Consider the following 26,955-nt stretch of genomic DNA (forward strand, 5'->3'; position numbering starts at 1 on the left):
GCCATCCTAAGCCCATGAATCTTGACCTCTACCGCCGCCCCAGCCAGCAGCGGATTGGACTGTATCTGGCGCTGCTGCTGATGGTGGTGCTGACCCTGGTGCTGGGGCAGGGACGCCCAGGCGAGCTGGGCACCTGGGAAACCCTGCAGCGTAGTCCTTTCGCACGGGGCATGTTCGCTGACATCGGGGCGCTGAGTACCCTGGGGGCGCTGTACCTGCTCGTCATGGGCCGCACGGCCCTGCGGATACCGGGCGCGCTGGCCACCCTGGTGCTGGGCAGTCTGGCGCTGCTGCCAGCGCTCGCCTACGAGGACTGGGCTGCCCTGCGCGGCGGGGAGAGGGCCGCGTGAAAACCTACCTCGACTACCTCCAGCACATCATGGACACCGGGACCGACAAGCTGGACCGCACCGGCACCGGGACGCGCAGTGTGTTCGGGTATCAGATGCGCTTTGATCTGGCGCAGGGCTTTCCGCTGGTCACCACCAAGCGCACCCACCTCAAGTCCATCATCTACGAATTGCTGTGGTTCCTGCGCGGCGAAGGAAATACCGCCTACCTGCACGAACACGGCGTGACCATCTGGGATGAGTGGCAGCGCGAAGGCGGCGACCTGGGGCCGGTGTACGGCGTGCAATGGCGTAGCTGGCCCGATTACGGCGGCGGGCAGATTGACCAGATTTCGCAAGTCATCAAGCAGATCAAAGCCGATCCCCATTCACGCCGCCACATCGTCAGTGCCTGGAACGTGGCGCAATTGGATGAAATGGCGCTGCCGCCCTGTCACCTGCTGTTTCAGTTTTACGTGGCCGGCGGGCGGCTGAGCTGCCAGCTGTACCAGCGCAGCGCGGACAGTTTCCTCGGCGTGCCGTTCAACATCGCCTCCTACGCTCTGCTGACCCTGATGGTCGCCCAGGTCTGTGAGCTGGAGCCGGGCGAGTTCGTCTGGACCGGGGGCGACTGCCACATCTACCACAACCACTTTGAGCAGGTCGCCAAGCAGCTGGCCCGCGAACCTCGGCCCCTGCCCACCATGCACCTGAACCCGGACGTGAAAGACATGTTCGCGTTTACCTTTGACGACTTCCGGCTGGAAGGCTACGACCCTCATCCAGCAATCAAAGCGGAGGTGTCGGTATGAGCAGGCCGACCTTCGATGAACTGGGCATTGCCACCGCCCGCCTATGGGCCACCCGCTCGGCGGACCCCAAAGTGAAGGTGGGGGCCTGCATCCTGGATCACCATCACCGGGTGGTGGGCGTGGGCTACAACGGGCGGGCCGCGGGCGAACCGAACGAGCGTGAGAGTCTGTCTCAGGGTGCGTCGGGCTTTATTCACGCCGAGGTCAACGCGCTGCTGGCTGCCAACTGGAACGGCGAAGGCCACACCCTTTATGTCACCCATGAGCCGTGCAGCACCTGTGCCCGCTTGATCGTCAACTCGCGGCGGATCGTGCGGGTGCTGTTTGACGCCGACTACCGCGAAGACGCCCGCGCCGAAGCGGGCCTGCCCAGCGGCGCAGGTATCCTGCAGGCTGCCGGAATCGAGGTGAAACGTGTCCACGAATAACACCGCCCAGCCGGACTTGGTCGCCATCGTCGCCATGACCGAGAACCGTGTAATCGGTAAGGACGGCGGGATGCCCTGGCACTTGCCCGCCGACCTGGCGCACTTTAGGCGCTGTAGCCTGGGCAAGCCGAACATCATGGGACGCAAAGTCTGGGACTCCATCGGCGGGCGGGCGCTGCCGGACCGCCTCAATATCGTGCTGACCCGCCAGCCGGACTTTGAGGTTCCCGGCGCGCAGGTGGCCCACTCGCCCGCTGAGGCGCTGGCGCTGGCCCGTGAAGGCCTGGACGGCGGCCACGAGACCGCCATTTTAGGTGGCGAGGAGATTTACCGCCTGTACTTGGACGACCTGACCCGCGTCGAGCTGACGCTGATTCACGCCCGGTTGGACGGCGACACCTTTTTCCCCGAACTCCCGGGTCAGTGGGACGTGGTGGGCACCCGTGAGCGCCCCGCCGACGAGCGCAATGCCTATGACCTGACCTTTCAGACGCTGGTGCGCCGGGGATAAGCGGCAGCCTCGGTGCGGGTGGCGGCCCACCACCCGGCGGCTGCCAACAGCAGCCCAGCCCCGGCCAGGCCGTAGAACGTGGACGCCGGAACCTGGTCGGCCTGGGGCGTGATCGCCAGCAGCACCAGCGGCATGCCCAGGCTGCCAGTCATGCTGAGCAGCGCGAAGGCCCGCCCCAGGTGTGAAGCGGCCACCTGTGAGCCGATCAGCGTGACGAGTGGGGTGTTGACCAGGCCCACGCTCAGGCCGAACAGGGCGGACCCCGCCAGCAGCGCCGGGAAAGTGCCCAGCCCGGCCATCATGGCCAGGCTCAGACCCCCCAGCAGCAGGCCGGCGGTGACCGTAGCGTGTGGCGGCAGCGCCCCGCCCCAGCGGGCGAAGATGGTCCCGGCCAGCAGCGCTCCGCCGGTTTCCAGCATCAGAAAGAGGCTGTAACCGGCTGCGCCCCGGCCCAAGTTGTCCATCACCGCAGGGGTGAGGGCCAGCACTGGACCCAAAGCGGCGTTGGCGACCAGGGCCAGTCCCGGAATCAGCGTCAGGGTGCGGGATTTTCGCAGCGCAGAGACCCCGCCGCGCAGCTCGGCCCAGAACCCTAAAGCTGTTTCCGACCCCTGCGCCTGCGCGGCGTGCCGAAACTGCACCAGTCCCCCCACCGCCAGGGCCGCCACCAGATAAGTCAGACCGTCTAGCCCTAGCGCCCAGGCTGGGCCCAACAGTGTGACCAGCACGCCCCCCGCCGCGTAGCCGGCCAACCACGCGCCCTGACCGAAGGATGCCAGCAACCCATTGGCGCGGGGCAGGTCGTCTGCCTCCACCAGCAGGGGCACGGCACTGCTCGCTGCTGGCCCGGACATGGCCCCCAGCAGACCGTTCAGCAGCGCCGCCGCGTAGATCAGCTCTGGCGTGAGCAGGCCCAGCAGCGCGGCTGCAGCCAGCGCCAGTTGCACCCCGCCGCGCAGGGCGTCGGCGGCCACCAGCAGCCCCTTGGGACCGAGGCGGTCGGTCCAGACCCCGGCCAGCGGCAGCAGCAGGTTGGGCAGCAGGCTCAGCGCCAGGGTCAGGGTCAGACTGCCTGCACTGCCAGTCTGTTCCAGCACCAGAAAGCCCAGCGCCACACTGCTCAGGGCCGTGCCAAGCTGGCTCTGAGCGGTGCTGAGCAGCCAGACTTTGAAGGCGCGGTTGTGGCGAAGCCGGGCAAGGGATGGAGCAGTCATGGCGGCAGTCTGGGTAAGAGACTACTTCACCCGCCAGCCTGCTTCTGAAGTAGCCTCTGCGCCAGACTGGGCCTATGCCTACCCAGACCGCCACCGCCGCCCAAGCCGCGCTGCTGCTGGACCCCCGGCGGCGTTCCCTGCTGAGCGCCCTGATGGCTGCTCCGCCCGCTGGAATCAGCGTGGCCGAGCTGGCCCGTGAACTGGGCACATCGCTGCGCCGTATTCATTACGAGGTCGGCAAGTTGGAAGCGGCGCAGATCGTTCAGGTGGCGTCGGTGGAGCCGCGTGCAGGACGGGCGGTGCGGCGCTACCGCATGCCCGCGCCCTGGTTTATTCCCTTCGAGGTGACCCAGGCCGCGACGCTCGAAGACTTTCTGGCCGCCCAGATTCTGCCGCGCACGGCAGGGATGGTGCGGCTGAGCAGCCAGTTCATGCTGGAAAAGCAGCCGGAGTGGGGCTACTGGTTACGCCCGGATACGCTGCACCTGGGCAGCCGGGGCGGTCCGCCCATGCGGCACATTCTGGAAGGAGAACCGTTCGTCAGTTCTATCGGCACGGCCCGGCTGACCCCGGCGCGGGCGCTGGAGCTGAAGCGGCGGCTGTGGGACCTGCTGACGGAATTTGAGGACGATGACGCGGCGGGCGAAGACTACACCCTGAGCATCACGCTGGTGCGAGGGCAACTGGAGTAGGCAGCGGGCAAGGAGAGGCAGGGGGCAGCAGCTTCTCCACGGGTCCATGAGCAGAGTGCAGGGTCGGCAGGCCGCCACGCCGCGCCGGTTGCCGGGCAAAAGGGACAGCGCCCCTTGACTCGCCGCGCTACTTACCGTACGGTAGGTCGATACTGACCGAACGGTAAGTCATAACATTCGTCCCACATTCCCCAAGGAGCTCCGTATGTTTCTCGCCCTCCGCGAACTGAGATTTAACCTGCTGCGCTCGGCCCTGCTGGGCGGTATTGCTGCGCTGCTCGCCTTTATGGTGTTTATGCTGCTGGGCCTGACCCGTGGCCTTAGCCAGGACAGCGCCGCTTGGATGCTCGGCAATCCCGCCGCCACCTTCGTGACCACCACCGACGCCGACGGTAACTTCACCCGCTCCTTTATCAGCCCGGATGACGTGAGCGCTGTGCAAGACGCCAACCCTGGAGCCACGCCCTTTGCCCAGAGTTTCGCCAGCTTCGGCGTCAACTCGGCAGACAGCACCCAGCTGGGCGCCGTGATGCTGGGTCTGGACCCGGATTCGTTTCTGGCTCCTCAGGTGGCCGAAGGTCGGGCGCTCAGCGGTGATGGAGCCGTGGTAGACGCGACCCTCAAAGAAGACGGCGTGGCGCTGGGCGATACCCTGATCCTGCGGCCCGGCGGCGAAGAACTGACGGTGGTGGGCTTTACCGAAGGAGCCCGGCTGAACCACCAGCCCATCTTGTTCGTGACCCTGGACGAGTGGCAGCGCCTGAACTCCCGCGCCCGTGACACCGTAAGCGGCCTGGCGCTGGAGGCGGACCCTGTGGGCAGCCTGCCCGACGGGCTGAGTACCCAGACCCGCCCTGAGGCGCTGCAATCGCTGCCCGGCTACAAGGAAGAACAGGGTAGCCTGCTGATGATTCAGGTGTTCTTGGTGGCGGTGTCGGCGCTGGTGATGGCGGTGTTTTTCTATGTGATGACCCTGCAAAAGACCGCGCAGTTTGGCCTGCTCAAAGCCATCGGGGCCGGAATGCGGACGCTGGCAGGCAGCCTGATCGCCCAGGTCGCCTTGCTGACCGTGACTGCCCTGGCCGTCGCCACCGCTGCCATGTACGGGGCCACCTTGTTGCTGCCCGCTGGGCTGCCGTTCGCGCTGTCGTGGCCTGCTGTGGCCCAGAGCGCCGCGCTGCTGCTGGCCGTGTCACTGCTGGGCAGCTTGCTTTCGCTGCGGACCATCGCCCAGGCCGACCCCCTGCAGGCGCTGGGGCAGGGCAGCTAACCTCTCAATCCACCCGAAAGGAACCAACCGATGACCACTTTTTCCCAAATTTCCGCCCCCGCTGCCCCGTATGTTCCCGCCGCCACGCCCACCCTCGCCATGCAGGGCGTCAGCCGCGTCTTTGGCGATGGCAGCGACACCCAGGTCACGGCGCTGCATCCCACCGACTTTGCCGTATACCCCGGCGAACTGGTGGCGGTGGTCGGCCCCAGTGGCAGCGGCAAAAGCACCCTGCTCACCCTGGCCGGAGCCTTGCAGCGGCCCACCGCTGGCCGCATTGCCATCGCCGGGCAGGACCTGGCCGCGCTGAGTGAGCGCCAGCTGGCCGATTTCCGGCTGCAGCAGATCGGCTTTGTGCTGCAGTCCAGCAACCTGATTCCTTATCTGAAGGTCCGCGAGCAACTGACCCTGGTGCCGCAGCTGGCCGGGCGCGGCGGCGCGGCAGCCCGGGCGCTGGCAGACGACCTGCTGGGCCACCTGGGCCTGAGTGACCGGGCAGGGCACTACCCGGCGCAGCTGTCGGGCGGCCAGAAACAGCGCGTGGCCATCGCCCGTGCGCTGATGAACGACCCCGGCCTGATCCTGGCCGACGAACCCACCGCCAGTCTGGACGGGGTGCGGGGGCGCGAGGTGGTCGCCCTGTTGGCCCGCGAGGTGCAGGCACGCGGCAAGGCCGCTGTGATGGTCACCCACGACGAGCGCGTGCTGGACCTGTGTACCCGCGTGGTGCGCCTGGAAGACGGGCGCGTGCTGGAAGGCTGAAAACTTCTGGATGAGCGCGGCGTCAGCAGGTATAGGGCACAAGCATCAACAGCCCCCGGCGAGAGTAGCAGCGTAGCCCCAGCTGTCCCCAGCGCCGCGTACAGGAGCACCGTGAGCGCGTAGTCTGGGCAGAGCAGCTGGCGGCTCAGGCTATAGAGCAGCAGGCACACGGCAAAGGTCAGCCCCAGCATTTTGAAGAAGTTCTGTACAGCTGTCGAGGCCTGCCCAGCCCAGGAAGCTCAGCAGAGCCGAGGCGAGAGCCATTCCCAGCAGTTCCAGTATGGCGGTTCGTTTCAGCACGCTATGGCCCCAGCCCGCCGCCACATCCGGCGCAGGGTCAGGGCTACCAGTACACCGATCAGACCGCCCGGCAGGACATGAATCATTGCTGGGAGGGCAGCCATGTCACTCAGCACATATCCAGCCAGCGCACCTATGGCAATTCCGGCTCCCCAAAACGCCCGGTCACTCAGCTCCGATTGGATGACTTCGGTCCAGGCACTAAGGGCCAGCAGCGGCACTCCCAGCAGCATAGTGAATATCGGAAGAAAAGTGGAAAAAGCGTCCAGGCTGAAGCTGTTTGCTGGAGCATTAAACCAGATGAGCAGCTGTAAGTAGGCGGCCATCAAGGCCAGGGGGAGCAGCGTACCCACCATTACCCGGCCCCATGAGAAGTGCGGCAGTGGGCGGGGCACATCCATGGCGGGAATGGTCATGCTCCCATCCTACTGCCCCCGTCTGAATAGTGACTGATGCCCGTTCGGGTGCTATAACTCCGGCCCGCCCAGCGCGTCATACGGCAGGCCCAGCAGTTCTCCCGCCCCGTTCCAGCCACCAAGCAGCGAGAGGGGCACGCCGCCACCGGGATGCACCGTACCGCCCACCTGCCGCAGGTTGCCCAGCCCTGCCACGCGCCAGCCGGGGCGCAGGCTACCCAGCAGGCCGTGCGGGGCCGCGCCGTACAGCGCACCGGTTGCGGCGGTGCGGGTGTAGTCGGCGGGGGAGAGGGCCAGTGCCTCCGTCATCGGCAACCCAAAGCGGTCCTGCAAGCGCCGCAGCAGATACGCGGCGTACTCGCGGCGGTCCGTCTCGCGGGCAGGAGTCGCCGGGGCATTCACCAGCAAAAAGCCCTGCCCCCCATCCAGGTGCAGGTACAGCGTGGGGTCCAGCGGCAGCCGACCTGCCCGGATGTCCTGCCACTCGCCCCGGTAGTCCGTCGGCCAGAAGATGTGGTGTCCCTGTCCTAGATCAGCAGTGAGGCGCAACTGTACCGCAAAGCCGCTCACGCCCTGGGGCCGCCGGGGTGCGCCTCCTCCCAGCAGTTGCCGGGTGCGGCTGATGTCCACCGCACTCACAAAAGCGTCGGCCTGGACTTCACCTGCGTCCGTCTGCGCCGAGGCCACCCGCCCGCCTTCGGTCCGCAAGGCTGTGACCCGCGTGCCGTACCGAAACTGCACGCCCAGCCGCTCGGCTTCGGCGCTCATACGGTGGGCCAGGCCCAGCAGTCCGCCCGCCTTTTGCTGGCTTCCTGCCCTCTGCGCCCCCAAGTGCCATACACCCCCGCCCAGCTCGACCCAGGGAATGTTGTGCAGTACGGCTGGAGCGCGGTAAGGATCGGCCCCCAGATAGGTGGCGAAGCGCAGCCAGAAGGGGGTCATGAACGGGCCACTCTGTACCAGCGAGGCCAGCGGGCGTCCCGGCTGGGCGGTGCGGCCCGCCGCGAGGGCGTAGCGCCCCAGCCGGGGCAAGGTGGGCGGCGGCGCAAAGATGAAAGTATCTGCCGCGTCCCGGTACAGCTGCCGCGAGAGGTGCAGCAACTCGGCGTAGCGCCGTCCTTCGGCCCGCGTGAGCTGTGCCAGCGTCGGCTCCAGGCTGCCTGCTACGCTCAGCGCCTCGGGGGCAAAAGTGCGGCCATTCAGTGCGTGGTAGCGCGTGGTGGGCCTGGCCGGTGAGAGTTGTGGCGCTTCCCAGTTCAGCCGCCTATACAGCGACCGGAACACTTGCGGCATGGTGACGACGGTTGGCCCGCTCGAAAAGTCGCGGTAGCCCAGTGCCGCTTTGCCGCCGGGGCAGTCCAGTGCGTCCAGCACGGTGACGCGGACACCTGCCTGAGCCAGTCTCAGCGCCGCGGCCAGCCCCGCAAAACCCGCCCCGATGATAATGACAGATGAGGGCGAACGGGTGGCCTTGGCCCTCGGCCCTCGGCCCGCTGCTCGGTGCGTCATCCTAGTTCTCCCCCTGCTGATAGCTGCGGCCCTTCCAGATCACCGTCCGCCGCGCGGCCTGGGCATAGACGGGCAGGCTGGTAAAGGGGAGCATGGGTGTAAGCAACACTTCCAGCAGGTCGGCAGGCCGGGTGCGGCGGGTCAGGATACGGACGGTCAGCCCTTCCAGCAACCCGACGGCGATCAGGGCGCGGTGACCGCTCAGATAAGGCCAGGTATACGCCGCGAAATGCAGCGCCCAGGTCAGGGGGAGCAGCGCCCGCTGACCCCCGTGAAAGCTGAGCAGGTTCCTGCTAAAGCCCTGCGCCGATTCGGCGTAAGAGCGGTACATCCGCACCCGGACATGTTTGCCGCCCAGCATCAGTGTGACGTGGCCTCCAGCTTCCTTGAGGGCGCGGGCCAGCATCACGTCTTCCAGCAGCTCGGCCCGCACAGCGGCGTGCCCTCCCAGCCCGTCGTAGGCAGCGCGGCGGAAGATCATCACCTGACCATTGGCAGCGCTGGCACTGCGGTGCGGAATGTTCAGCACCGGCCAGGGCAGCAGCGTCAGCAGCACGTCGTCCACTAGGGGAGTCAGCAGCCGCTCGCCCAGCGTGCGGTTGTCCTGCTGCGGCCAGACGGTCATCAGGTCGGCGCCCGACTCCCGGAAATAGTCCAGTGCCCCGGCCAGCGCGCCAGGCTCCCACGTCACGTCGGCGTCGGTAAAGACCAGCAGATCCCCCCGCGCCGCTTCTGCCAGTTGCTGACAGGCCCAAGGTTTGCCATGCCAGCCGGACGGCAAAGACTGTCCTTGCAGCACGGTAACACCTGCCGCCTGGGCCAGCGCCGCGGTTTCGTCCGTACTGTGGTCGTCCAGCAACAGCACCTCGCCTGCGCCCTGCGCCAGATAGCCGGGCAGGGTCTGCGGCAGGTTACGGGCCTCGTCGCGGGCCGGGATCAGCACTGAAACGTCCGGCAGAGTTGCGTGCGGCTGGGTGTGGCTGAGACGTGGAAAGGTCACGGCATTCACCAGCAGCGTGCCCAGTTTGTAGGCCAGAAGACCCCAGGCAGCAGCAGTGGCGGCTTGGCGCAGGCTCATACCTGGTCTCCTGTCAACCTGGTCAGCAGACGTGAGGCCGGGGTCTGGCGCTGCTCGGCCCGCTGCCCATACCACAGGGCCAAGTATCCCGCTGGCGGCAGGTGGGGAGATGTTGCCGCCAGATCGCGGTCTAGGGCATCCAGCTCGATTTGCAGCGCCCTGGCCAGGTCCTGTGGTGCACAGGGCGGCCCGAAGCGCAGATAGGCGCCGGGGGTGCGCCCCGCCCGTGAGACGACCCGGAGGGCCACAGGGATGAGCGGCACGCCCGCCGTGCGCGCCAGCCAGGCAGCGCCGGGCTGAATGGCGGCCAGCGGGCCAGCGGGTTGGAGCGCTCCTTCAGGGAAAATCATCACCCACTCGCCTCCCTGCGCGGCGCGGGCCAGCTCACGCCTACGCTGCGGCGGCGTACAGCCAATGCGCTGCAAAAAGGGAAAGCGGCCCAGCTCCGGGGCATTCATCATGATGCGGGCCGCGTGGCCGTATTCCCAGCCGAGATGCAGCAGCAAGTAGCCATCCCACCAGGTGGTGTGGTTGGCCGCCAGCACCGCGCCCCCTTCGGGCAAGGCACCATAGACCCAGCACCCGCTCAAGCTGCGTCGCAGGTCACGCTGGATGGTGGCGCGCAGCAGCGGGGCCACCCAGGGAAAGTCGTCCTGTCGGGGAAAAGCTGAGGGCATCAGGCGGCCACTCTAGCGGGAGAGGGGGCAAGGGCGCGGGCCAGGAGTGCCGCTGTCCCCATTGCCACGAGTGTGACCCCTGCTGCCACCGGCTGCCCCAGCAACAGCAGGCCGCCCGGCAGCATAAACAGTTCGGTGAGGTAAGCCCAGGACAGGTCAGGGCCACGCTCCCGGCGCAGCAGCTCCGGCGTGAGGCGGGTCACCGCCCAGGCCAACGCGCCGCCCACCGCCCACCAGCCCAGAAAGTTCTGCAGCGGGGCACCGGCCCAGAGCGGCTTGGAGTCGTGCCAGGTCCAGAAGCCCTGAGCCGTCATCAGCGGTTCCAACCCCACGTCCCAGGCAACCAACAGCAGTGCAGCCAGAAGTGGGCGGCCACCGCCCAGCCGCAGCGCCGCGAGCGTCAGCGCGAACCAACCCAGCGGGACCAGCAACGGCACCCCCAGCAGGGTCGGCCCTGGTGCGCCCGCATAGGTGTAGTCACCAAATGGAATCCCAGTGCGGCTGCCCAGGTATTCGGCGGCAAAGCCCCCACCGAAGCACAGTGCCGCCGCGCCGAGTGCCCGCGCCCAGCCCACCCGCTCGGCGGCCCACAGCAGCGCTGAAGCGAACAAAGCTGCCGTGCTCAGGGTCGCCAGAACCATGAATCCGTCCGGCCACAGGGGCACCGGAACCTTGAGCAGCAGATACAAGGCCAGCAACCACAGCCAGGGCTGTGTCTGCCGGCTCAGTGCAGTAGCGCGGCGGCGCAAGGTGGGGCCAAAGCCTGCGCCGAGGTGGTCCCCGGCCAGTGCCAGTGCCCCAGCCAGTGGGAGCCCCAGCGCCACCAGTCCCCAGCCCAGCGGTTGCCCCAGTCCCAAGACCAGCAGCACCCCGGCAAAGGCCAGGCCCAGGGCCGCGAAGGCCAGCAGGGAACGCTGGAGGAGGGGAGTCATCCGGCAACTCCGCAGCGGCGGAAGGTCCAGAGCCGAGCCGTCAGCCTAAAGGGAGCCCCGAACCTCATCTCCACCCTCGCCGCGTCAGTTCAGCCACAATGACCCGTGCTGCGTTACGCCCCGACGCGCCCATGATGCCGCCGCCGGGGTGGGTGCTGGCACCGGTCAGGTACATGTTCTTCAGGCCCGGCCAGCGGTACATGCCCGCACCTAGCCAGGGCCGTAAGGAAAACATCTGGTCCATCGTCATTTCCAGGTGCATCACGTTGCCGCGTGGCAGATGCAGGTGCTGGGCCAGCCACTCGGGGGTCTGAACCAGTTCACCCACGATTCTCTCCCGCGTGCCGGGGGCATAGTGCTCGAAGGCGTTCAGCACAGAGTCGCGGGCCTCAGCAGTGCGCTCAGTCCAGTTGCCCTGCGCCAGTTCGTAGGGGTAGTACTGCGCCCACAGCCACAGCACGTCGCTGCCGGGCGGGGCCAGCGAGTCGTCTACCGCGCTGAAACTCATGGCAATGATGGGTGGGTCGCGGGTCGGCTCGCCCGCCAAGTATTCACCGTAGCCCTTCATCAGTTGCCGCTCATCCTTGATCAGCAGCCCCAGGCCCGTGCGACCCTCATCCTGACCGTGCCGGTACTGCACCTGACCGTCCAGTGCCAGGCGCAGAATCAGCCCAAAGCCGTTGCCCACCCGCACGTCCCGCGCTGCTTGGGGCACATATTCGGCGGGCAGGGCCTTCGCCGTCCAGTTGATATGCGCCCCTGAGGCTACGGCCCGCGCCGTATATACCTCGCCGCTCTCCAGGCGCACACCTGCCGCCCGGCCACCTTCGACCAGGATGTCCTGCACCGGGGCGTTCACATGCACCTCGCCGCCGTACGCCTCTATGGCCCGCGCCAGTGCCTTTGTGAGGCCGCCGCTGCCGCCCTTGGGCCGTGCCACGCCGCCCTTGTGGTACAGCGGATGCCATAGCAAAAAGGGTGCGCTGAGCGGATCGGAAGGTGGGGGACCGCTCTGGGCCGCCATCCAGCTCAGCGGGGCACTGACCCGCTCCTCGCTGAAATATTCACGGGCCACTTCGCCGTAAGGCCGCAGAATCCGCGCCAGGTTGCGGGCGGCGTTCTGGCCTTTGCCGGTTGCTTTCATCCCCATGCGTCCCAGTTCCAGTGGACCGGGTGACTGCATGAACAGGTCTGAGACAGCCTCAGCAAAGGGGGTCCAGTCGCGCAGGAAACGGCGGTAGGCCTCGCCCTGACCGGGAAACAGTGTGTCCAGCTCGGCGGCGGTGCGTTCCGGGTCGCGCCAGACATACCAGGGCTGGCCTTCGCCGTCATACGCGTGAAACAGCGGGTCCAGCTCCAGGTAGTGCAGCCCGAAGCGGCTCAGCTCCAGTTCCCGCACAACCGGTGTCAGCCGAATCAGGATGTGGGCGCTGCCACCGTAGTCGAAGCGGTAGCCAGGCACCAGCTCCTCAGTGCTGACCGCGCCGCCAACCATGTGCCGCCGCTCGAACACCCCAACCTTCAGCCCGGCGCGGGCTGCATAGGCTGCCGTGATCAGGGCATTGTGTCCAGCTCCCATCACAATCAGGTCGTAGTCGGGCATCTCTGACCACTATAGCAGGCCAGGCGGGGCGGCGTGCCCCATGACCCACCTTTGGCCCTCAGCTCAGTGCTCTGTGAACTGAGGGCCTGCCCTTCGTTCGTCGTTCCGTGGGTAGAGGTGATTCTGTATGCTGCCCCACATGAGCCTGCGTATTCTCGGTGGTGTCGCCAAGGGCCGCCCCCTCAAGGTCCCCGAATCGGCCCGCCCCAGCGGTGCGCGTATTCGCAAGAGCCTCTTTGATCTGCTGCACAGTCGGCGCCCCCCGGGAGGCACCCAGCCGGTGACGTTTGTGGACCTGCACGGCGGCAGTGGGGCCATCGGGCTGGAGGCGGCCAGCCGGGGCTACCGCGTCACATTGATCGAAAAAGAAGGCCGCAGCGTCAAGGCCCTGGAGCAAAATGCCCGTGACCTGGACCTCTGGCGCGAGGTGAGGATCATCAAGGGCGACGCGGCAGGCCAAATCGGACGCCTGCCCCCGGCCGACATCGTCTTCAGCGATCCGCCCTACGAGCAGGACATTCCTGCTCTGATCGAACAGATTCTTCAGTCCACGGCCCTGGCTCCTGGTGGCCTCCTGATCGCGCAGCACGAGCGCCGGGTCAAGCCACCCCAGGTCCCTGGATTCGATCTGGATACGCGCTATTACGGCAGCAACGCGCTGAGCTTGTATACGCGCAGCGAGAGCGGGGCAGCGGAGGACAGGGCGGCAACCTAGTTCCCTTGGGGAGTGCCACAGTGCCCTCCTGTGCCTGCTACTCTGAGCGTTGCATGAACGCCGTCTTTCCCGGATCATTCGACCCCATCACCAACGGCCACCTGGACGTGCTGGAACGTGCCAGCCGGATGTTCGGCCAAGTCACGGTTACGGTGATGCACAATGCCCGCAAATCTGGACGGCATCTGTTCACCTTGCAGGAGCGGCTGGCGATCCTGCGTGAAGCGACAGCCCATCTGCCGAACGTCACGGTGGATTCGTTCGAGGGGCTGCTGGTGGATTACATGCAGGAGCAGGGCCACGGCATCATCGTGCGCGGTCTGCGGGCGGTCAGCGACTACGAGTATGAACTCCAGATCGCCCACCTGAACCGCGAGATTGGTGGGGTAGAGACGGTATTTGTCATGGCGGCCACCCACTGGAGTTATGTCAGCTCCAGCATGGTCAAGGAAGTGGCCAGCTATGGTGGCCCAGTGGACAACATGGTGCCGCCCGCCAGCGCTTTGGCCCTGCGGAGCAAGTTCGCCGAGCAGGACCATCAGGCCGCTGGGACTACGCCCGACTGACGGGGTTCAGTTCAGGCTGGCTGAGAAAGCTGTTGCTCGCCTGTCCAGCGCGGCAGGGTCATCCAGACAGTTAGGCCCTGGTCGGCGTTCGGTTCCAGCCAGATGTCGCCGCCGTGAAAGCCCACGATCTTCTCGCAGATGGTCAGTCCGGTGCCGTGTCCGGCCACGCCGGAGATGTGCAGCCGCCGAAACAGTCCGAAGGCTTCGTCGGTCTGATCGCCGATGCCTTCGGGAAGGCCCATCCCGTTGTCCCGTAGGCCGATCTGGACCATGTGGCCGTCTTCAGCTTCCTTGCTGATCAGTTCTAGGCGCAGGGGGTGCTCAGCACGGAACTGCTCGGCGTTGTCCAGCAGCTGTGACAGCACCGAGCGCAGTTGCTGCGGATCCCCCCTGACTGTGGGGAGCGGTCCGACATTCACCTCGGTCTGTTGCTGCATCTCAGTCGGCAGGTCGTCCCAGGCATTGTTCCACACCTCCTTCAGATTCACCTCTCCCATCTGCTGTGGTGGGGCGATACTGGTCAGTTCCAACAGGGCACGCACCAAGTTGCGGGCGCGCCCGGTGTGGTGCTGAATGTGCTGAATGTAACCGCTTCCTTTCTCGCTGAGCTGATCCCCGAAGCGGTGGGTCAGCAGATCCGAGTAGTTGCTGATGATCCGCAGCGGTTCTTGCAGGTCATGCGAGGCCACCTGCGCCATTTGGGCCAGCTCGCGGTTGGAGCGGTTCAGTTGGGCAGTGCGGTCACGCACGCGCTGCTCTAACTCCTCGTTCAGCAGCTGCACTTCCAGCTCAGCTTTTTTGCGGCGAGTGATGTTCTCGTGGGCCACCAGTGCGTAACGCTGACCGTCCTGGTCAAAGGCAGTGACCCGCACCGCGAAGTACCGCTCCTCACTGGGCGAGTGGCAGGGGTATTCCAGTTCGTACAATTCGCGCTCACCGCTCAGCACCTGCCGGATGCCGCGCGCCGTGGCCCGCGCCGTGATGGCGTCGTCGCCGGTGGTGGCTTCGCAGACCGCCAGATAATTGCTGCCGAGTGTCTGAATCTCTCCGTTGTCGCACGAGAACCTGCGCCACATCCGGTTTTCCAAAATGATTCGCCCCGCGCTATCCAGGATGGCCACATGGGCCGATAGCGCATCGAAGGCTGCCGCCGCAAATCGTAGCGGTTGATTAAGGGCGTCCACATATGCACTATACTGCGCGTTATGCCTTTATCTGATCCTGCCTCTCCATCGTTGTGCCTGCTGCTGGTAGAGGACGAGCAGGCCGACGCTGAGCTGTTTCAGGAGTTGCTGGGTGAGGTGGCGGCCCACGCCAAAGTGGTACACATGCGCAATGGCCGTGAAGCTCTGGATTACCTGAACAGCCTGGATGACCCGGAGGCCTTTCACGACAGCCAGGCCCTGCGGCCCAATCTGATCGTGCTGGACCTGAATATGCCGGTCATGAACGGTCATGCCTTTTTGGAGCAGGCCAAGCAAGACGAGCGTCTGCGTGACATTCCCGTGCTGGTACTGAGCACCTCCGACCACGCCGACGACGTGCAGCGGGCCTATCAGGCCCACGCCAGCGGCTATCTGGTCAAGCCCAACTCGTTTCAGGAATACACCGACATGCTGCGGCTGATGACCTCTTACTGGGGCCAGGTGATGCGCCTGCCCCGGAGTGCCAGCCCGCTCTAACTCGTTGAGATTCCCTTCGGAGTTGTCCCGGCACGGAGGTAAGTGGGACAGTCGGCCTCGGAAGTGCCGGCCCCTCTCCCCCTATGCTGTGGCCTATGGCTTTTCCCGACATTCAGTCCTTCATGCAGCTGCTTGAGAGCCGGGGCGAGTTGCTGCGTGTCAGCGCTCCAGTGTCCCGTGACCTTGAAGTCACCGAGATCGCGGACCGACTGGTCAAGCAGGGCGGCCCGGCGGTGCTGTTCGAGAACGTGATCGGCTCGGAGTTCCCGCTCTTGATCGGCGCGCTAGGCACGCGGGAGCGGGTGGCACTGGCGCTGGGCGTAGACGACCTGGACGAACTGGCCCGCAAGATCCGCGCCCTGATCGACCTGGGCGGCGGGGGCAGCCGTCTGGGTCTGCTGAGCAATGTCACCAAACTGGGTGACGCCATGAAGCTTCCGCCCCGGCGGATGCGGACGGCCCCGGTGCAGGAAGTGATCTGGCGTGGCGACGAGGTCGACCTGAGCCGCATCCCGGTGCAAAAGTGCTGGCCCGAAGACGGCGGCCCCTTTATTACCCTGCCGCTGGTTATTACCCACGACCCCGAAACCGGCGAGCGCAACATGGGGATGTACCGCATGCAGGTGATGAGCAAGAACACCACCGGGATGCACTGGCAGCGCCACAAGACCGGAACCCGGCATCTGGAAAAAGCCAAGCGGCTGGGCCAACGACTGGAAGTGGCGGTGGCGATCGGTGGCGATCCAGCGCTGATCTACGCGGCCACCGCCCCTATCCCGCCCGTACCGGGACTGAACGAGTTCGCGGTAGCAGGCTATCTGCGCGGCGAGCGCTACCCGGTGGTGAAGGGCGTGACGGTGGACGTTGAGGTTCCCGCCAACGCCGAATTTGTCCTTGAAGGCTATGTGGACCCCCAGGAAGACTGGGTGATGGAGGGGCCGTTTGGCGACCACACCGGGTTTTATACGCTGCCGGACCTCTACCCGCTGTTTCACGTCACCGCCGTGACCATGCGCCGCAATCCCGTCTATCCCTCCACAATCGTGGGCCGCCCGCCGATGGAAGACGCTTACTTGATCGAAGCCTCCGAGCGGCTGTTTTTGCCTGCCGCGCAGCTGATCATTCCCGAAATCGTGGACTATCACATGCCCCCGGCGGGCGTGGCGCATAACCTGGTGGTGGTCTCTATCCGCAAGGAGTACCCCGGTCAGGCCTACAAGGTCGCCAACGGGCTCTTCGGCCTGGGCCAGATGATGAACGCCAAAGTGATCGTGGTGGTCGATGAAGGCGTACGCGTGACCGACCTGGACGCCGTGTGGCGCGAAGTGACCGCCAAGGCCCAGCCGGGCCGCGACACCCTGACCACCCGTGGCCCGATTGACGTGCTGGATCATTCCAGCCGGGGCTGGGGCTACGGCGGCAAGCTGATTATCGACGCGACCACCAAGCGCCCCGAAGAAGTGGGCAGCGCTGTGAGCAGCCGCGAGGATCAGGCCGACGATGTGACCGCCGAAGCCTTTGTGCCGCAGGCCAGCGCCGATTTGCCCGCATTTGAGGGCGTGCTGGACCAGTGGCAGACTCCGGACGGTTATTGGATTGCAGCCCTCGACAAGACCCATGCTGGGCAGGCCCGCGAACTGGCCGAGGCCTTTGCGGCGCATCCGGCGGCGGCGGGCGTACGCCACCTGCTGATCTGCGACGAGCAGACCGATGTGCGCGACCTAGGTGATGTGTGGTGGACGGTACTGAACAACATTGACGCCGAGCGTGATGTCTGGACGCTGCCTGCACACGCCGGCACGCTGCTGGCCTGGGACGGCGCACGCAAGCTGCCCGAAGAAGGCTTTGTGCGCGAGTGGCCGCCCAAGATCGTGATGAGTCAGGAGATCAAGGACCGGGTGGACCGGATGTGGAACGTCTACCCGCTGCCCGAGCGCTGGCGCTGAGTTGAGGGCGGAATCTGCTGCCGCCGAATGGCCCCAAGGAGTAGGCGGCAGCGGCCACTGCTCTGGTCAGTTCTTGCGGGGCCAGCCCGTCGGTTGGGCCTACTTGGGGTATCTCAAAGCTGCTTGGTGATGAGTCCCGCGCTCGCCCCAGATATGTCCCTGCTGGCGTGGTCAGTGCAGAGGTGCTACAGCATCAGTCAGCCGCTTGTCGTTCCATAGAGCCGAAGTACGGTTGGTTCAGCTCAGACGAGGCACGAAAAAAACTCCTCCGCAGGGAGAGGGTGTGATCCTACTGGGCACGGCTCAAAAAAAGCCGCGCCGCTTGGTGTTGTTCCCGCGTCCAAAACGGCGGTTGGCCTGGTCCAGCAGCGAGTCCAGCATCTTCTCGCGCCGGCTGGGCTGATAAAAGCGGCCCCGTTTGGCTTTCTGCGAGGCGCGGTAGCGGGTGATCAGGTCTAGGGCGACGGGGGCCAGCACCATCAGAGTGCGGAACTTGCTGGCGCGGCTGCCACGCGCCGCAGTCTTGGTTATACGGTTGAGTCGGGCCATATGCGCAGTATGGCGCAGCGCTGGGCGAGCTGAATGAAGCCAGAGCCGTGGTTTCCTTAAATTGCAGGGACGGATCGGCGAGTCTGATGACGCTGGAGAATAACACCTAGCCCCGGCGCAAGCACCAGCAGCGTCCAAAAGGGCCAGCCGGAGATATGGGTTTGGATATCGGTGGTGATCAGGCCCTGAACCTGGCGTTCGCTGACGGGCGTGGACGCCTCAGAGTCGGGCATGCGCACAATAGCGTTCCCGACCACCGTGGTTCCCGGCAGCGCCGCTGGACCGGGACTCAGAACGACATTTTGCAACTGCATCAGCTCTGCGCCCTGCTGCTGCTCAATTTTGGCGACCATCAACTGCGGCGCGCTCAGAATCAGCAGGGCGGTGACGGCTCCCAGCAAGGGGGCCAGGGCTGCCCGCAGCGGGGTACTCAGCCAGTCGCGCCGCCAGTAGACCAGCGTTAGCAATGCCGTGGCCAGCGCGCCCAGGCTCAGGCCGGGGCTAAGCCGCACGGCGTCACCGATGACCGGCAGCGTCAGGAACAGCCGCATATAAGCCTGAAGCGCCAGCGCCAGCAAGCACAGTCCCAGTCCCAGCAGGGCAGGAGGGCTGAGGGGGCCTGTCTCTGGGGCCAGGGGTGCAGGAGGAAAATCACTGAGCGGCGCAGTCATTGCATTACTCTAGAGTGACTTTGGTTTCAATTGTGGCTATTCTGCCGTTGTTTCGGGTAGTTTGGCTTTTGCCCTTGCCGGCGACCCTGGCCAGTTCAGGAGCTGTGGCCCAGGCCGCTTACGCAAATTCAAACCTGCTATAATCTGCAGTTGCGCCGCGAGGCGAGGCGGCCCCATGCGGCTGACCCCGCCCCCGCAGCAGAAAGCGAGGTGAATGAAAAATGGCACAATACGACCTGAACCTGATTTTGAACCCCAACATCAGCGCCGAGCAGGTGGAGATCGAAAAAGACTTCATCAGCCGCGCCATTGAGAATGCTGGTGGTGAAGTCACCAACCTGGACGAACTGGGCAACCGCCGCCTGGCCTACGCCGTCAACAAGACCCGCGAAGGCTACTACCTGATGTACACCATCAACGCGTCGGGCAACCCTGAAAAAGACATTGCCAGCAACCTGCGTCTGCGCGACAACGTGTACCGCGTGCTGGTGGTCAAAGACCGTCCCGAGTGGAAAACCAAGAAGAGCGCTTAAGCTCCGACTTGGATTAAGCTTGCTTGCCCAATTATGTCATTGACATAATAATCAATCCATACTATGCTTCATTTGACCCGCCTCCAGGGTGGAGGACAGGGATTTCAGGGCCGCTAGCCTATGACATATAAGACCCTTGTTAGCTTGCTAGCGACGTAAAAGGAGAGATGATTATGGCCCGAGGAATGAATCACGTTTTTCTGATTGGTGCAATGGCCCGTGACCCCGAACTGCGCTACACCCAGAGTGGCCTGGCCGTCTTTGAGGCGACGGTAGCCGGTGAAGATCACATCGTGGGACATGACGGCAAAGAACGTCAACTGCCGTTTTACCACCGCGTTTCTATTCTGGGAAAACCCGCCGAGTGGCAGGGCGAGCGCGGCTACCGCGCCGGCGACCCTGTACTGGTTGAAGGTAGCCTGGAGTACAACGCTTGGGACGCTCCCGAAGGTGGCAAACGCAGCATGGTACGCATTAAGGCGTTCCGCATCGAGCAGCTGGCCGGACAGGCTCCGCTGACTGAAGATGCTGGCGGTGGTGTGCGGATGGCTGGAGGCATGAACGAAGTGCTGGTGGTGGGGAACCTGACCCGCGAACCGGAACTGCGTTACACCCCTGCCGGAGACGCTGTGCTGAGCCTGGGATTGGCCGTCAATGAAAACTGGACGGACCGCTCCGGCGAAAAGCAGGAAAAAGTGCACTGGATCGACGTGACCCTGTGGCGTGAACTGGCCGAAGCCATGCAGAACCTGCAAAAAGGTGATCCTGTGCTGGTCAAGGGCCGCCTGATGAACGAGTCGTGGACCGACAAAGAAGGCAACAAGCGCAGCAGTACCAAAGTAGAGGCGACGCGAGTCGAAGCCCTGTCCCGAGGTGCGGGCGCTGGCAGCGCCGCGACCTCCCCCGCTGCACCCCGTCAGGCTGCGGGCAGTGCCGCGTATTCAGCCCCTTCTTCCTATAGCGGAAGCGGCGGAGCTGGCATGGGGAACCGTTCGGGGGGCTTAGATATTGATCAAGGCCTCAATGATATTCCGCCAGAAGAAGACGATATGCCGTTTTAACGGTCCGCCTGGGCCAAAAGCCCAGGCACGAGCGAGAGCGAGTCACCGTTTTGGCGAAGGGCCGCCCCTGAGCCAAATTCTTAGCGCCCGCCCGACCTGAAAACTCGGCCCATCCAACAAAGGACCAACCATGACCCGACCAGACCGTAAACCCCGCGGGAAAGGCCCCAAGCGCCCCCGCAAGCCGAAAGTGGATCCTTTTTCCATCGGCGAACTGGAAATTACCGACTACAAAGACGTGAAGATGCTGCGCCGCTTCGTAAGCGACACTGGCAAGATTCTTCCCCGCCGCCGCACGGGCCTCTCGGCCAAGCACCAGCGCCGCATTTCGCAGACCATCAAGGTCGCGCGTCAAATGGCCCTGCTGCCTTACACCGAGAAGCTGGTCCGGAAGTAAGGAGCGCAGCCATGCAAGTGATTCTTCTTGAACCCGGCAAGCTGGGCCAGATCGGTGACGTGGTGAGCGTCAAGCCCGGCTATGCCCGCAACTTCCTGATTCCCAAAGGTATGGCCGTTCCGGCCAACTCCACCAACATGAAGTCCCTGGAGGCACGCATCCGCAGTCGCCAGAAGATCATGGCTGAGGAGAAAGCTGGTGCTGAGGATCTGGCCAGCCGCCTGGAAAACGTTGCCATCGAGCTGAGCGTCCGCGCCGGCGAAGGCAAAGTGTACGGCGCTGTGACCTCCAGCGACGTGGCCGATGCTCTGGACCGTCTGGGCTTCGACGTAGACCGCCGCCGAATCGAAATGCCCAAAGCCGTCAAGGACATTGGCGAGTACGACATCAGCTACAAGGCCCACCCTGAGGTGAGCATCCCCCTGAAGCTGGTTGTTCACGCCGAGAAATAAGTCTGGCCTCCCAGCCAAAAAAGAGCCGCCCTTCGGGGCGGTCTTTTATTGGTTAGAGAGAATGAGCCTATTCCCCTTCGCGTACAGCCCCGATCAATTCTTCGGCTACCTTGAGTGCCGCTGGCCCCAGTGGAGAGCGGGTGATGCCCAGCAACACACTCAGCTTGTTTTGGCGCATGCCCGACAGGTGAGGCCAGCGGGCGATGTCTTCGCGGTGGTGTAGGTAAGTCTCGTCGCGTAGAAAACGGACGGTGCCATCGTAGTAGCCGGCTTCGGCAGCGGCGCGGGCTTGCTTTTCCTGAGTCATCATCTTCAGGCCACGGGTCGCCAGCAGCGCGGCGCGGGCTTCGTCGCGGCCCCCGAAGCCATACAGCTGTTCCAGCAGATAGACCGACTTGGGAAATTTCAGACCAGCGGCGGCCCGCCAGGCATGCGGCAAGCGCAATTCGAATTCAGGCCACAGGCCCGCGTGGGTCAGCAGGGCCGGATAGAGCTGCTCGGTGGCCCAGCGGCGGGCTTCACCCAGGGCGGTGATCTGTTCGGCAGGGCCGGCACCACCTGCCCGGAAGCTCTGTTTGGCAGCCGTCAGTTCCTCACTAACAGACCGCAGGGTTTCCTCACGCCAGTCGGCCCGGCGCTCGTCGCTGAGATTCCACAGTTGCCGCTGGATCCGCGCAAAGTAGCCGGTGGGATCGTATAAGGCTCGGCTGGTCGCCAGCAGGCCCAGTGGCGCTTCAGAGCGGATCTCATCCCATTCGCGCCAGCGCTCCAGCTGTTCGTAAGGAAAGCGGATCACCCGGATGCCAGTCCGTGTGTCGTCCTGCACGCTGCTCACGCCCCGCTCAAACGCTACGAAGGTGGGGATGCTCCCAGACCAGGCGTCGTCGGTGTCGAAGCTGCCTGCAGCAGCTACGGCCCGCACGCGGCGGTCGGAGATGAGTTTCTCGGCCATTTTCTCGGCCCGTTGTGCCAGTTCGTTCAAGGTGTGCTTTCTCCCCCAGATGTCCCCAATCCCTTGGGTCATCGGTGCATTACTGTAGCGGCTGCGCGGTGTATGGGCCGTTAATGCAGCGCCTATCCTTATCGTGTAGAAAAGCCGGGTAAATCAGCCGATCAGCACGTCGTTGGTTTCGGGATAGCGGACTGGGGGTGGCAATTCACGCTGCATAAAGGCCACGGCCAGCGTGAGTGGGCCGATGCGTCCCAAGAACATCAGCGCAATAATGATGATGTCCTGGGCCGGGTTCAGCAGCGGTGTGGCGTTCATGCTCAGGCCCACCGTGGCAAAGGCACTGACTGCCTCAAAGACCAGTTGGATAAACAGTAGGCCACCTGCTCCGTCAGGCTTATTGAAGACCAGCAGCAAGAGGATGCCCAGCGCGAGCAGAATCAGACTGAGCAGCCCCACGCTCATGGCCCTCAGAATGGTGTCAGTGCCCAGTTGCCGCCCGAACACCACTGCATTTTTGCGGCCCAGGATCAGGGCCACAGCGCTCAGTGCCATCACGAAGATGGTGTTGGTCTTGATGCCCCCAGCGGTTGAGCCAGAGTTGCCGCCGATCAGCATCAGCAGCATGGTGTAGAACAGTGCGGCGAAAGTCATCTGCGAGTAGTCCAGCGTATTGAAGCCGGCAGTGCGTGGCGTCACGCCCTGAAACCAGGCGGCCATCAGCTTTTCACCCAGTGGCAGGCCGCCTAGGGTGGCCGGGTTGTTCCACTCCATTGCTCCGAACAAGAGCGGCGCGGTCAGCAGCAAAAAGGCCATCATGGTGAGGGAAATCCGGGTGTTGGTGGTCAACTTATTGCGGCGGTCTTGCAGCCACTCCAGCACGTTGACCTGCACCAGAAAGCCCGTCCCGCCCAGAATGATCAGGAGTGGAATAAAGACATTGATCAGCGGGTCACCCACCAGTCCAGTCAGCCCAGTGGCATATAGGCTGAACCCGGCGTTGTTGAAGGCGCTGACCGAGTGAAACAGCGCGTAGTACAGCCCCTGGCCCAGTCCCTCACGGGCAATGAAGTCAGGGGCCAGCAGCGCTGCACCGACCAATTCGATCAGTAGAGCGCTCAAGACAACGGTGCGGACCAGCCGGGGAGCGTCTCCCAGAAAGGGCGTGTTCACCTGCTGGGCAGCATTCAGGCGGCTCCGCACCCCCACCCGGCGGCGCAAGAGCAGCGCCGTCATGGTCCCCACCGTGACAAGGCCCAGGCCGCCAAACTGAATCAGGAGCAGCAGGACGCCCTCACCGAAGCCAGAAAAGGTGGTGCCAGGGTTCACTACGGCCAGCCCAGTGACACACACTGCACTGGTGGCCATAAAAAGTGCCTGCAGCAGCGTGATGCGCTGCCCCGCTTCCAGGCTGACCGGCAGCCACAACAGCAGTGTCCCTACCAGAATGGCGGCGCCGAAAGTCAGGGCGATCAGCTGGGCCGGGCTGAAGCGGCGGGGCGAGAACTTGCCGGGCAAAAGCTTGCTCAGGGCGGGGGGGAGGCGGCTGGTCATCCATATCCTTTCGGTCCGGCAGGCACAGGCCACAGCTCAAGCCACCGGATGGGCAAACGGGCCTATTGTACTCCTCATCACACGGTCAGAAGTGACTTGGTAAAACGGAATTTCTACACGTGTAGGACGGAGAATGGGGAAGTCAGTCACTGCGGTTTTCCATTTCGTGCTAAGACACTGCTGGAGGCAGATCAACATGCGACGAGGGGCAAACAGGTGACGCTGAACCGGGATGTGAGTATGCTGGGCCGCTGGCTGGGGCAGGTGCTGCGTGAGCAGCGGGGCGAGGCTTTCTTTGAGCTGGTCGAACGGACGCGGGCACTGGTGCGGGAGGTGCGCGCCGGTGGCGACCCCACCGAGCTGGATAAGCTGCTGCGAGGCCTGAACCAGTCGGAGGCCTCAGACTTGGCGCGGGCCTTCAGTCTGTATTTCCAGCTGGTGAATCTGGCAGAGGAATATGAGCGGGTCCGCGCCCTACGGCAGCGTCAGGACCCACGCCCACAGAGCTTGCTGCGGGCCGTACAGGAGCTGCGAGATCAGGGGATGAGTGCCGGGGAGGTTCAGGAGCTGATCGCGCGGGTGGGGCTGGAACTGACCTTTACCGCTCACCCTACCGAGATGCGGCGCCGCACAGTACGCCAGCACCTTGAACGGATCGCTCAGGAATTGCCGGGGCTGGAGCGTGCCGGGGCGCAGGAGCGGGTGCTGGCGCATATCGAAGCGCTGTGGGGGACGCCGGAACTGCGCCGGATTCGCCCCACCGTGCAGGATGAGGTCAAGGCGGGGCTGACCTACATCGGCCCCATTGCGGAGGCGCTACCTGCTCTGGAGCGCGACCTGAGCCGTGCCTTGCAAGAGGTCTATGGGGTGACAGGAGCTGCCGGGTTAGACACCCAGGTCCCGCTGCGCTTCAGCTCATGGATGGGCGGGGACCGTGACGGCAACCCTTTCGTGACGCCGCAGGCCACCCGCGAGGCCTTGGCGCTGCACCGCGAGCGGGCGCGTGATTTGCTGGCTGGCGAATTGCGCCGTGCCTACGCCAGCGTGAGCCAAGAAGACCTGGAAGGTGAAGGCGAGCAGCCCGGCTACCGTCAGGCGCTGCTGGCGCTGTATCAGGCGGTGCAGCGCGGTGAGCAGGTGGATGTTTGCGGCGGGCTGAGCTGTATCTACCGCGAGCTGCTGGCAGCGGGGCAGCGGCGCACCGCCGAAGAACTGCTGCTTCCCGCACTGACGCTGGCCCGTGTGTTCGGGCAACATCTGGTCAGCCTGGACATCCGCGAACATTCCGGGCAGACCGGGCAGGCCGTAGCCGAGCTGCTGCGGGCAGCGGGCGTGGCAGAGGACTACGCTGCACTGCCTGAGGCAGACAAGCTGGCGCTGCTGAGCGCTGAATTGCGCTCGCGCCGTCCGCTGTGGCCTGCAGGCGAGCCGCTGACGGACAACTTGGAAACGGCCATCGGCCCCATTCGCGAGGTGCAGGCGGCGGCCCGCGAAGTGGGCGCGGCGGCCTTCGGGCATTATGTGGTGTCCATGTCCGAAAGCGTCAGTGACGTGCTGGAACCGCTGCTGCTGGCCCGTGAGGTGGGGTTCCGCATCCTGCCGGTGCCGCTGTTCGAGACGCTGGACGACCTGCGCCGCGCCCCAGATACCGTGCGTGAGCTGCTGACCTTGCCGGAATACCGCACTCATCTGGGCGAGGACGCACAGGAAATCATGCTGGGCTATTCCGATTCCAACAAGGACGCCGGGTTCCTGGCCGCCAACTGGGCACTGCACGAGGCGCAGCGGCACATCAGCGCGGTGTGCCGTGAGGCGGGGGTGCGTTGGAGATTCTTCCACGGGCGCGGCACGTCCATCGGGCGTGGGGGGGGTCCGGCGGGCCGCGCCATTCTGGGTCAGCCAGCAGGGACCATTGACGCGGGGCTGCGGATCACCGAGCAGGGCGAAGCCCTGGCCGACAAGTACAGCCACCCGGCCCTGGCCCACCGCAATCTGGAACAGGCGCTGTATGGGACATTGCTGTCGGCGGCCCGCCCACCGGCTGCCCCGCCGCAGGGTTGGTTGGAGGCGATGGACCGCGCTGCCCCGGCTGGAGCTGCCGCTTACCGAGCCTTCGTGCACGACCCGGCCTTCCTGCCTTTCTTCGAGGCCATAACCCCGATCCACGAGATCAGCCGCCTGAATATCGCCAGCCGCCCGGTGCGCCGCCCTGGTGCGCCCAGTCTCGGTAATCTGCGCGCCATTCCCTGGGTAATGAGCTGGACCCAGACCCGCGCCAACCTGCCGGGCTGGTACGGCCTCAGCGAGGGCCTCCGGGCCATCGGAATGCCCCAGGCGCAAGTGATGTACGCAGAGTGGCCTTTTTTCCGCTCCATGCTGGACAACGCCCAGATGAGCCTCGCCAAGAGTGATTCCCTCATCTTCCGGCGCTACGTCTCGCTGCTGGAAGGGGAGGGGCGCCCCCAGGGCGAGGCACTCGCCGCTCACCTTGAGGACGCGTTTGCCGAGACCGTAACGCTGGTAGGGCAGGTGGTCGGTAAAGAGTTGTTGGCGCAGGAGCCGCGGCTGGCCGAAAGCATTCGGCTGCGGAACCCTTACGTGGACCCGATTCACCGTATTCAGGTGGAGTTGCTCCGCCGCGCCCGCACTGAGCCGGGCGGCCTGGACCGCTACGAACATGCGCTGATGCTGACCTTGCAGGGCGTCAGCGCCGGGGTACGGAATACGGGCTAAGCTAGGCCTATGAAACTGGCCGAAGCCCTGATTCTCCGTGCCGACCTCCAGAAGCGTCTGGCTCAGGTGGCCGCCCGCCTGGGTCAAAACGTGCTGGTGCAAGAAGGCGATGCCCCCGCTGAGGACCCTGCTGCCCTGCTGGCCGAACATGCGGACCTGACCGCGGGGCTGGGCCGGCTCATCCCCGCCATTCACCTCACCAACCTGAGCACCCGCCTGGCCGATGGCCGCACACTGACCCACGCGCTAACCGAACGTGACCTGCTGGACGCAAGGCTGGAACTCCTGCGCCGTACCGCTGAAAGCGCCTCCGTCCAGCAGCAGCGCTTTGGTGGCAGCGAAATTCGCTGGGTGCCGACGGTGAGTATCCGTGAGTTGCAGACCCAGATCGACGCTTTGGCCAAAGTCCGCCGCGAGCTGGACACGGCGCTGCAACAGGCCAATTGGCTGACGGACCTGTTGGAGTAGTCAGCGTCTATACTCCTGGCGTGGGTCAGCGGCAGCGGGCGAGGGCTAGCGCCTTGCGGAGGCCTGTCCGCAGCCTTGGGACTGGGGGGACAGTCATCTTTTCACTTTTTTCCCCAGCACCTAGCACAGCACCACACTTTTCTGTC

At 64.9% G+C, this 26,955-nt stretch carries 29 protein-coding genes; 17 read left to right on the forward strand and 12 right to left on the reverse strand.

Annotated elements, in window-relative coordinates:
- Positions 1–14 precede the first annotated feature (14 nt).
- The 4 genes from LMT64_RS00220 to LMT64_RS00235 are packed head-to-tail and all read left to right on the forward strand — an operon-like array spanning position 15 to position 2,080.
- A complete protein-coding gene (locus LMT64_RS00220) occupies positions 15–350 on the forward strand; it encodes a hypothetical protein (RefSeq protein ID WP_229253243.1) in 336 nt (111 codons plus the stop codon).
- On the forward strand, positions 347–1,141 hold the full coding sequence (locus tag LMT64_RS00225) for a thymidylate synthase (RefSeq protein ID WP_126351962.1): 795 nt from the start codon (positions 347–349) through the stop codon (positions 1,139–1,141). The genes LMT64_RS00220 and LMT64_RS00225 overlap by 4 nt, the downstream gene beginning before the upstream one ends.
- Positions 1,138–1,569: a dCMP deaminase family protein gene (locus LMT64_RS00230; RefSeq protein WP_126351963.1), complete on the forward strand. Its 432-nt coding sequence runs from the start codon at positions 1,138–1,140 to the stop codon at positions 1,567–1,569. The genes LMT64_RS00225 and LMT64_RS00230 overlap by 4 nt, the downstream gene beginning before the upstream one ends.
- Positions 1,556–2,080 carry a dihydrofolate reductase gene (locus LMT64_RS00235; RefSeq protein WP_229253244.1) on the forward strand — a complete coding sequence of 175 codons (525 nt, stop codon included), beginning with the start codon at positions 1,556–1,558 and terminating at the stop codon, positions 2,078–2,080. The genes LMT64_RS00230 and LMT64_RS00235 overlap by 14 nt, the downstream gene beginning before the upstream one ends.
- On the opposite strand, the gene LMT64_RS00240 is transcribed toward LMT64_RS00235, so the two are convergent.
- The gene (locus tag LMT64_RS00240) at positions 2,056–3,294 is read right to left on the reverse strand and encodes an MFS transporter (protein WP_126351964.1); all 1,239 of its coding nucleotides are present in this window, start codon (positions 3,292–3,294) and stop codon (positions 2,056–2,058) included. The genes LMT64_RS00235 and LMT64_RS00240 overlap by 25 nt on opposite strands.
- Before the next feature lie 74 nt (positions 3,295–3,368).
- Between LMT64_RS00240 and LMT64_RS00245 the strand changes: the two genes are divergently transcribed.
- From LMT64_RS00245 to LMT64_RS00255, 3 genes are all read left to right on the forward strand, one after another.
- The gene (locus LMT64_RS00245; RefSeq protein WP_126351965.1) at positions 3,369–3,986 is read left to right on the forward strand and encodes an HVO_A0114 family putative DNA-binding protein; all 618 of its coding nucleotides are present in this window, start codon (positions 3,369–3,371) and stop codon (positions 3,984–3,986) included.
- A 205-nt stretch (positions 3,987–4,191) separates the two neighbouring features.
- Entirely contained in the window at positions 4,192–5,256 is a 1,065-nt protein-coding gene (locus LMT64_RS00250; protein WP_126351966.1) for an ABC transporter permease, read from the forward strand.
- A 30-nt stretch (positions 5,257–5,286) separates the two neighbouring features.
- Positions 5,287–6,018, forward strand: coding sequence for an ABC transporter ATP-binding protein (locus tag LMT64_RS00255; protein ID WP_211334177.1), 732 nt, complete (start codon positions 5,287–5,289; stop codon positions 6,016–6,018).
- Between the two features lie 293 nt (positions 6,019–6,311).
- On the opposite strand, the gene LMT64_RS00260 is transcribed toward LMT64_RS00255, so the two are convergent.
- The 6 genes from LMT64_RS00260 to LMT64_RS00285 form a co-directional block, all read right to left on the reverse strand.
- Positions 6,312–6,734 (reverse strand): hypothetical protein, encoded by a 423-nt coding sequence (locus LMT64_RS00260; RefSeq protein WP_126351967.1) that lies wholly within the window; start codon positions 6,732–6,734, stop codon positions 6,312–6,314.
- A gap of 51 nt (positions 6,735–6,785) precedes the next feature.
- Complete coding sequence (locus LMT64_RS00265; RefSeq protein ID WP_126351968.1) at positions 6,786–8,243, reverse strand: phytoene desaturase family protein; 1,458 nt, start codon at positions 8,241–8,243, stop codon at positions 6,786–6,788.
- A gap of 1 nt (position 8,244) precedes the next feature.
- On the reverse strand, positions 8,245–9,321 hold the full coding sequence (locus tag LMT64_RS00270) for a glycosyltransferase (protein WP_126351969.1): 1,077 nt from the start codon (positions 9,319–9,321) through the stop codon (positions 8,245–8,247).
- Positions 9,318–9,998: a lysophospholipid acyltransferase family protein gene (locus LMT64_RS00275; protein WP_126351970.1), complete on the reverse strand. Its 681-nt coding sequence runs from the start codon at positions 9,996–9,998 to the stop codon at positions 9,318–9,320. The genes LMT64_RS00270 and LMT64_RS00275 overlap by 4 nt, the downstream gene beginning before the upstream one ends.
- On the reverse strand, positions 9,998–10,930 hold the full coding sequence (locus tag LMT64_RS00280) for a carotenoid biosynthesis protein (RefSeq protein ID WP_126351971.1): 933 nt from the start codon (positions 10,928–10,930) through the stop codon (positions 9,998–10,000). The genes LMT64_RS00275 and LMT64_RS00280 overlap by 1 nt, the downstream gene beginning before the upstream one ends.
- A 64-nt stretch (positions 10,931–10,994) precedes the next feature.
- Positions 10,995–12,533, reverse strand: coding sequence for a phytoene desaturase family protein (locus tag LMT64_RS00285; RefSeq protein WP_126351972.1), 1,539 nt, complete (start codon positions 12,531–12,533; stop codon positions 10,995–10,997).
- 139 nt (positions 12,534–12,672) lie between these two features.
- On the opposite strand from LMT64_RS00285, the gene LMT64_RS00290 reads away from it, so the two are divergent.
- Entirely contained in the window at positions 12,673–13,248 is a 576-nt protein-coding gene (locus LMT64_RS00290) for an RsmD family RNA methyltransferase (RefSeq protein WP_126351973.1), read from the forward strand.
- A 53-nt stretch (positions 13,249–13,301) separates the two neighbouring features.
- On the forward strand, positions 13,302–13,814 hold the full coding sequence (gene coaD / locus LMT64_RS00295; RefSeq protein WP_126351974.1) for a pantetheine-phosphate adenylyltransferase: 513 nt from the start codon (positions 13,302–13,304) through the stop codon (positions 13,812–13,814).
- A gap of 11 nt (positions 13,815–13,825) precedes the next feature.
- On the opposite strand, the gene LMT64_RS00300 is transcribed toward coaD, so the two are convergent.
- Positions 13,826–14,998: a PAS domain-containing sensor histidine kinase gene (locus LMT64_RS00300; RefSeq protein WP_229253245.1), complete on the reverse strand. Its 1,173-nt coding sequence runs from the start codon at positions 14,996–14,998 to the stop codon at positions 13,826–13,828.
- Positions 14,999–15,019: 21 nt separating this feature from the next.
- Between LMT64_RS00300 and LMT64_RS00305 the strand changes: the two genes are divergently transcribed.
- A complete protein-coding gene (locus LMT64_RS00305; RefSeq protein ID WP_126351975.1) occupies positions 15,020–15,496 on the forward strand; it encodes a response regulator in 477 nt (158 codons plus the stop codon).
- 95 nt (positions 15,497–15,591) lie between these two features.
- Positions 15,592–17,442, forward strand: coding sequence for a menaquinone biosynthesis decarboxylase (locus LMT64_RS00310; RefSeq protein WP_126351976.1), 1,851 nt, complete (start codon positions 15,592–15,594; stop codon positions 17,440–17,442).
- Between the two features lie 303 nt (positions 17,443–17,745).
- On the opposite strand, the gene LMT64_RS00315 is transcribed toward LMT64_RS00310, so the two are convergent.
- The gene (locus LMT64_RS00315; RefSeq protein ID WP_229253246.1) at positions 17,746–17,991 is read right to left on the reverse strand and encodes a hypothetical protein; all 246 of its coding nucleotides are present in this window, start codon (positions 17,989–17,991) and stop codon (positions 17,746–17,748) included.
- Positions 17,992–18,047: 56 nt separating this feature from the next.
- Positions 18,048–18,662: a hypothetical protein gene (locus LMT64_RS00320; RefSeq protein ID WP_126351977.1), complete on the reverse strand. Its 615-nt coding sequence runs from the start codon at positions 18,660–18,662 to the stop codon at positions 18,048–18,050.
- A 221-nt stretch (positions 18,663–18,883) separates the two neighbouring features.
- Here LMT64_RS00320 and rpsF point away from each other — a divergent pair, with 221 nt between their 5' ends.
- The 4 genes from rpsF to rplI all read left to right on the forward strand — a co-directional run bounded on the left by rpsF (position 18,884) and on the right by rplI (position 21,105).
- Complete coding sequence (gene rpsF, locus LMT64_RS00325) at positions 18,884–19,195, forward strand: 30S ribosomal protein S6 (protein ID WP_126351978.1); 312 nt, start codon at positions 18,884–18,886, stop codon at positions 19,193–19,195.
- 173 nt (positions 19,196–19,368) lie between these two features.
- Positions 19,369–20,256 (forward strand): single-stranded DNA-binding protein, encoded by an 888-nt coding sequence (ssb, locus tag LMT64_RS00330; RefSeq protein ID WP_126351979.1) that lies wholly within the window; start codon positions 19,369–19,371, stop codon positions 20,254–20,256.
- 130 nt (positions 20,257–20,386) lie between these two features.
- Positions 20,387–20,653 (forward strand): 30S ribosomal protein S18, encoded by a 267-nt coding sequence (rpsR, locus tag LMT64_RS00335; protein ID WP_126351980.1) that lies wholly within the window; start codon positions 20,387–20,389, stop codon positions 20,651–20,653.
- Between the two features lie 11 nt (positions 20,654–20,664).
- A complete protein-coding gene (rplI, locus tag LMT64_RS00340; protein ID WP_126351981.1) occupies positions 20,665–21,105 on the forward strand; it encodes a 50S ribosomal protein L9 in 441 nt (146 codons plus the stop codon).
- Between the two features lie 67 nt (positions 21,106–21,172).
- Here the strand turns inward: rplI and LMT64_RS00345 are convergent, their stop codons facing one another.
- Both LMT64_RS00345 and LMT64_RS00350 read right to left on the reverse strand, forming a co-directional pair.
- Complete coding sequence (locus LMT64_RS00345; protein WP_229253247.1) at positions 21,173–22,129, reverse strand: hypothetical protein; 957 nt, start codon at positions 22,127–22,129, stop codon at positions 21,173–21,175.
- Positions 22,130–22,210: 81 nt separating this feature from the next.
- Positions 22,211–23,608, reverse strand: coding sequence for a TrkH family potassium uptake protein (locus tag LMT64_RS00350; protein ID WP_126351982.1), 1,398 nt, complete (start codon positions 23,606–23,608; stop codon positions 22,211–22,213).
- A 216-nt stretch (positions 23,609–23,824) separates the two neighbouring features.
- Here LMT64_RS00350 and LMT64_RS00355 point away from each other — a divergent pair, with 216 nt between their 5' ends.
- On the forward strand, positions 23,825–26,341 hold the full coding sequence (locus LMT64_RS00355) for a phosphoenolpyruvate carboxylase (protein ID WP_126351983.1): 2,517 nt from the start codon (positions 23,825–23,827) through the stop codon (positions 26,339–26,341).
- A gap of 9 nt (positions 26,342–26,350) precedes the next feature.
- The gene (locus LMT64_RS00360; RefSeq protein ID WP_126351984.1) at positions 26,351–26,809 is read left to right on the forward strand and encodes a DIP1984 family protein; all 459 of its coding nucleotides are present in this window, start codon (positions 26,351–26,353) and stop codon (positions 26,807–26,809) included.
- Positions 26,810–26,955: the final 146 nt, after the last annotated feature.

Origin of the sequence: Deinococcus radiophilus (assembly GCF_020889625.1) — a bacterium.
Lineage (GTDB): Bacteria > Deinococcota > Deinococci > Deinococcales > Deinococcaceae > Deinococcus > Deinococcus radiophilus.

Bases quoted from the DNA above. Each gene is read 5' to 3' on its own strand.
- LMT64_RS00360 (WP_126351984.1), top strand. From the start codon at position 26,351: ATGAAACTGGCCGAAGCCCTGATTCTCCGTGCCGACCTCCAGAAGCGT.
- rpsF (WP_126351978.1), top strand. From the start codon at position 18,884: ATGGCACAATACGACCTGAACCTGATTTTGAACCCCAACATCAGCGCC.
- LMT64_RS00250 (WP_126351966.1), top strand. From the start codon at position 4,192: ATGTTTCTCGCCCTCCGCGAACTGAGATTTAACCTGCTGCGCTCGGCC.
- LMT64_RS00350 (WP_126351982.1), bottom strand. From the start codon at position 23,608: ATGACCAGCCGCCTCCCCCCCGCCCTGAGCAAGCTTTTGCCCGGCAAG.
- LMT64_RS00260 (WP_126351967.1), bottom strand. From the start codon at position 6,734: ATGACCATTCCCGCCATGGATGTGCCCCGCCCACTGCCGCACTTCTCA.
- LMT64_RS00265 (WP_126351968.1), bottom strand. From the start codon at position 8,243: ATGACGCACCGAGCAGCGGGCCGAGGGCCGAGGGCCAAGGCCACCCGT.
- LMT64_RS00345 (WP_229253247.1), bottom strand. From the start codon at position 22,129: ATGACCCAAGGGATTGGGGACATCTGGGGGAGAAAGCACACCTTGAAC.
- rplI (WP_126351981.1), top strand. From the start codon at position 20,665: ATGCAAGTGATTCTTCTTGAACCCGGCAAGCTGGGCCAGATCGGTGAC.
- LMT64_RS00220 (WP_229253243.1), top strand. From the start codon at position 15: ATGAATCTTGACCTCTACCGCCGCCCCAGCCAGCAGCGGATTGGACTG.
- LMT64_RS00285 (WP_126351972.1), bottom strand. From the start codon at position 12,533: ATGCCCGACTACGACCTGATTGTGATGGGAGCTGGACACAATGCCCTG.
- coaD (WP_126351974.1), top strand. From the start codon at position 13,302: ATGAACGCCGTCTTTCCCGGATCATTCGACCCCATCACCAACGGCCAC.
- LMT64_RS00305 (WP_126351975.1), top strand. From the start codon at position 15,020: ATGCCTTTATCTGATCCTGCCTCTCCATCGTTGTGCCTGCTGCTGGTA.
- LMT64_RS00240 (WP_126351964.1), bottom strand. From the start codon at position 3,294: ATGACTGCTCCATCCCTTGCCCGGCTTCGCCACAACCGCGCCTTCAAA.
- ssb (WP_126351979.1), top strand. From the start codon at position 19,369: ATGGCCCGAGGAATGAATCACGTTTTTCTGATTGGTGCAATGGCCCGT.
- LMT64_RS00320 (WP_126351977.1), bottom strand. From the start codon at position 18,662: ATGACTGCGCCGCTCAGTGATTTTCCTCCTGCACCCCTGGCCCCAGAG.
- rpsR (WP_126351980.1), top strand. From the start codon at position 20,387: ATGACCCGACCAGACCGTAAACCCCGCGGGAAAGGCCCCAAGCGCCCC.
- LMT64_RS00245 (WP_126351965.1), top strand. From the start codon at position 3,369: ATGCCTACCCAGACCGCCACCGCCGCCCAAGCCGCGCTGCTGCTGGAC.
- LMT64_RS00290 (WP_126351973.1), top strand. From the start codon at position 12,673: ATGAGCCTGCGTATTCTCGGTGGTGTCGCCAAGGGCCGCCCCCTCAAG.
- LMT64_RS00310 (WP_126351976.1), top strand. From the start codon at position 15,592: ATGGCTTTTCCCGACATTCAGTCCTTCATGCAGCTGCTTGAGAGCCGG.
- LMT64_RS00230 (WP_126351963.1), top strand. From the start codon at position 1,138: ATGAGCAGGCCGACCTTCGATGAACTGGGCATTGCCACCGCCCGCCTA.
- LMT64_RS00315 (WP_229253246.1), bottom strand. From the start codon at position 17,991: ATGGCCCGACTCAACCGTATAACCAAGACTGCGGCGCGTGGCAGCCGC.
- LMT64_RS00255 (WP_211334177.1), top strand. From the start codon at position 5,287: ATGACCACTTTTTCCCAAATTTCCGCCCCCGCTGCCCCGTATGTTCCC.
- LMT64_RS00280 (WP_126351971.1), bottom strand. From the start codon at position 10,930: ATGACTCCCCTCCTCCAGCGTTCCCTGCTGGCCTTCGCGGCCCTGGGC.
- LMT64_RS00270 (WP_126351969.1), bottom strand. From the start codon at position 9,321: ATGAGCCTGCGCCAAGCCGCCACTGCTGCTGCCTGGGGTCTTCTGGCC.
- LMT64_RS00275 (WP_126351970.1), bottom strand. From the start codon at position 9,998: ATGCCCTCAGCTTTTCCCCGACAGGACGACTTTCCCTGGGTGGCCCCG.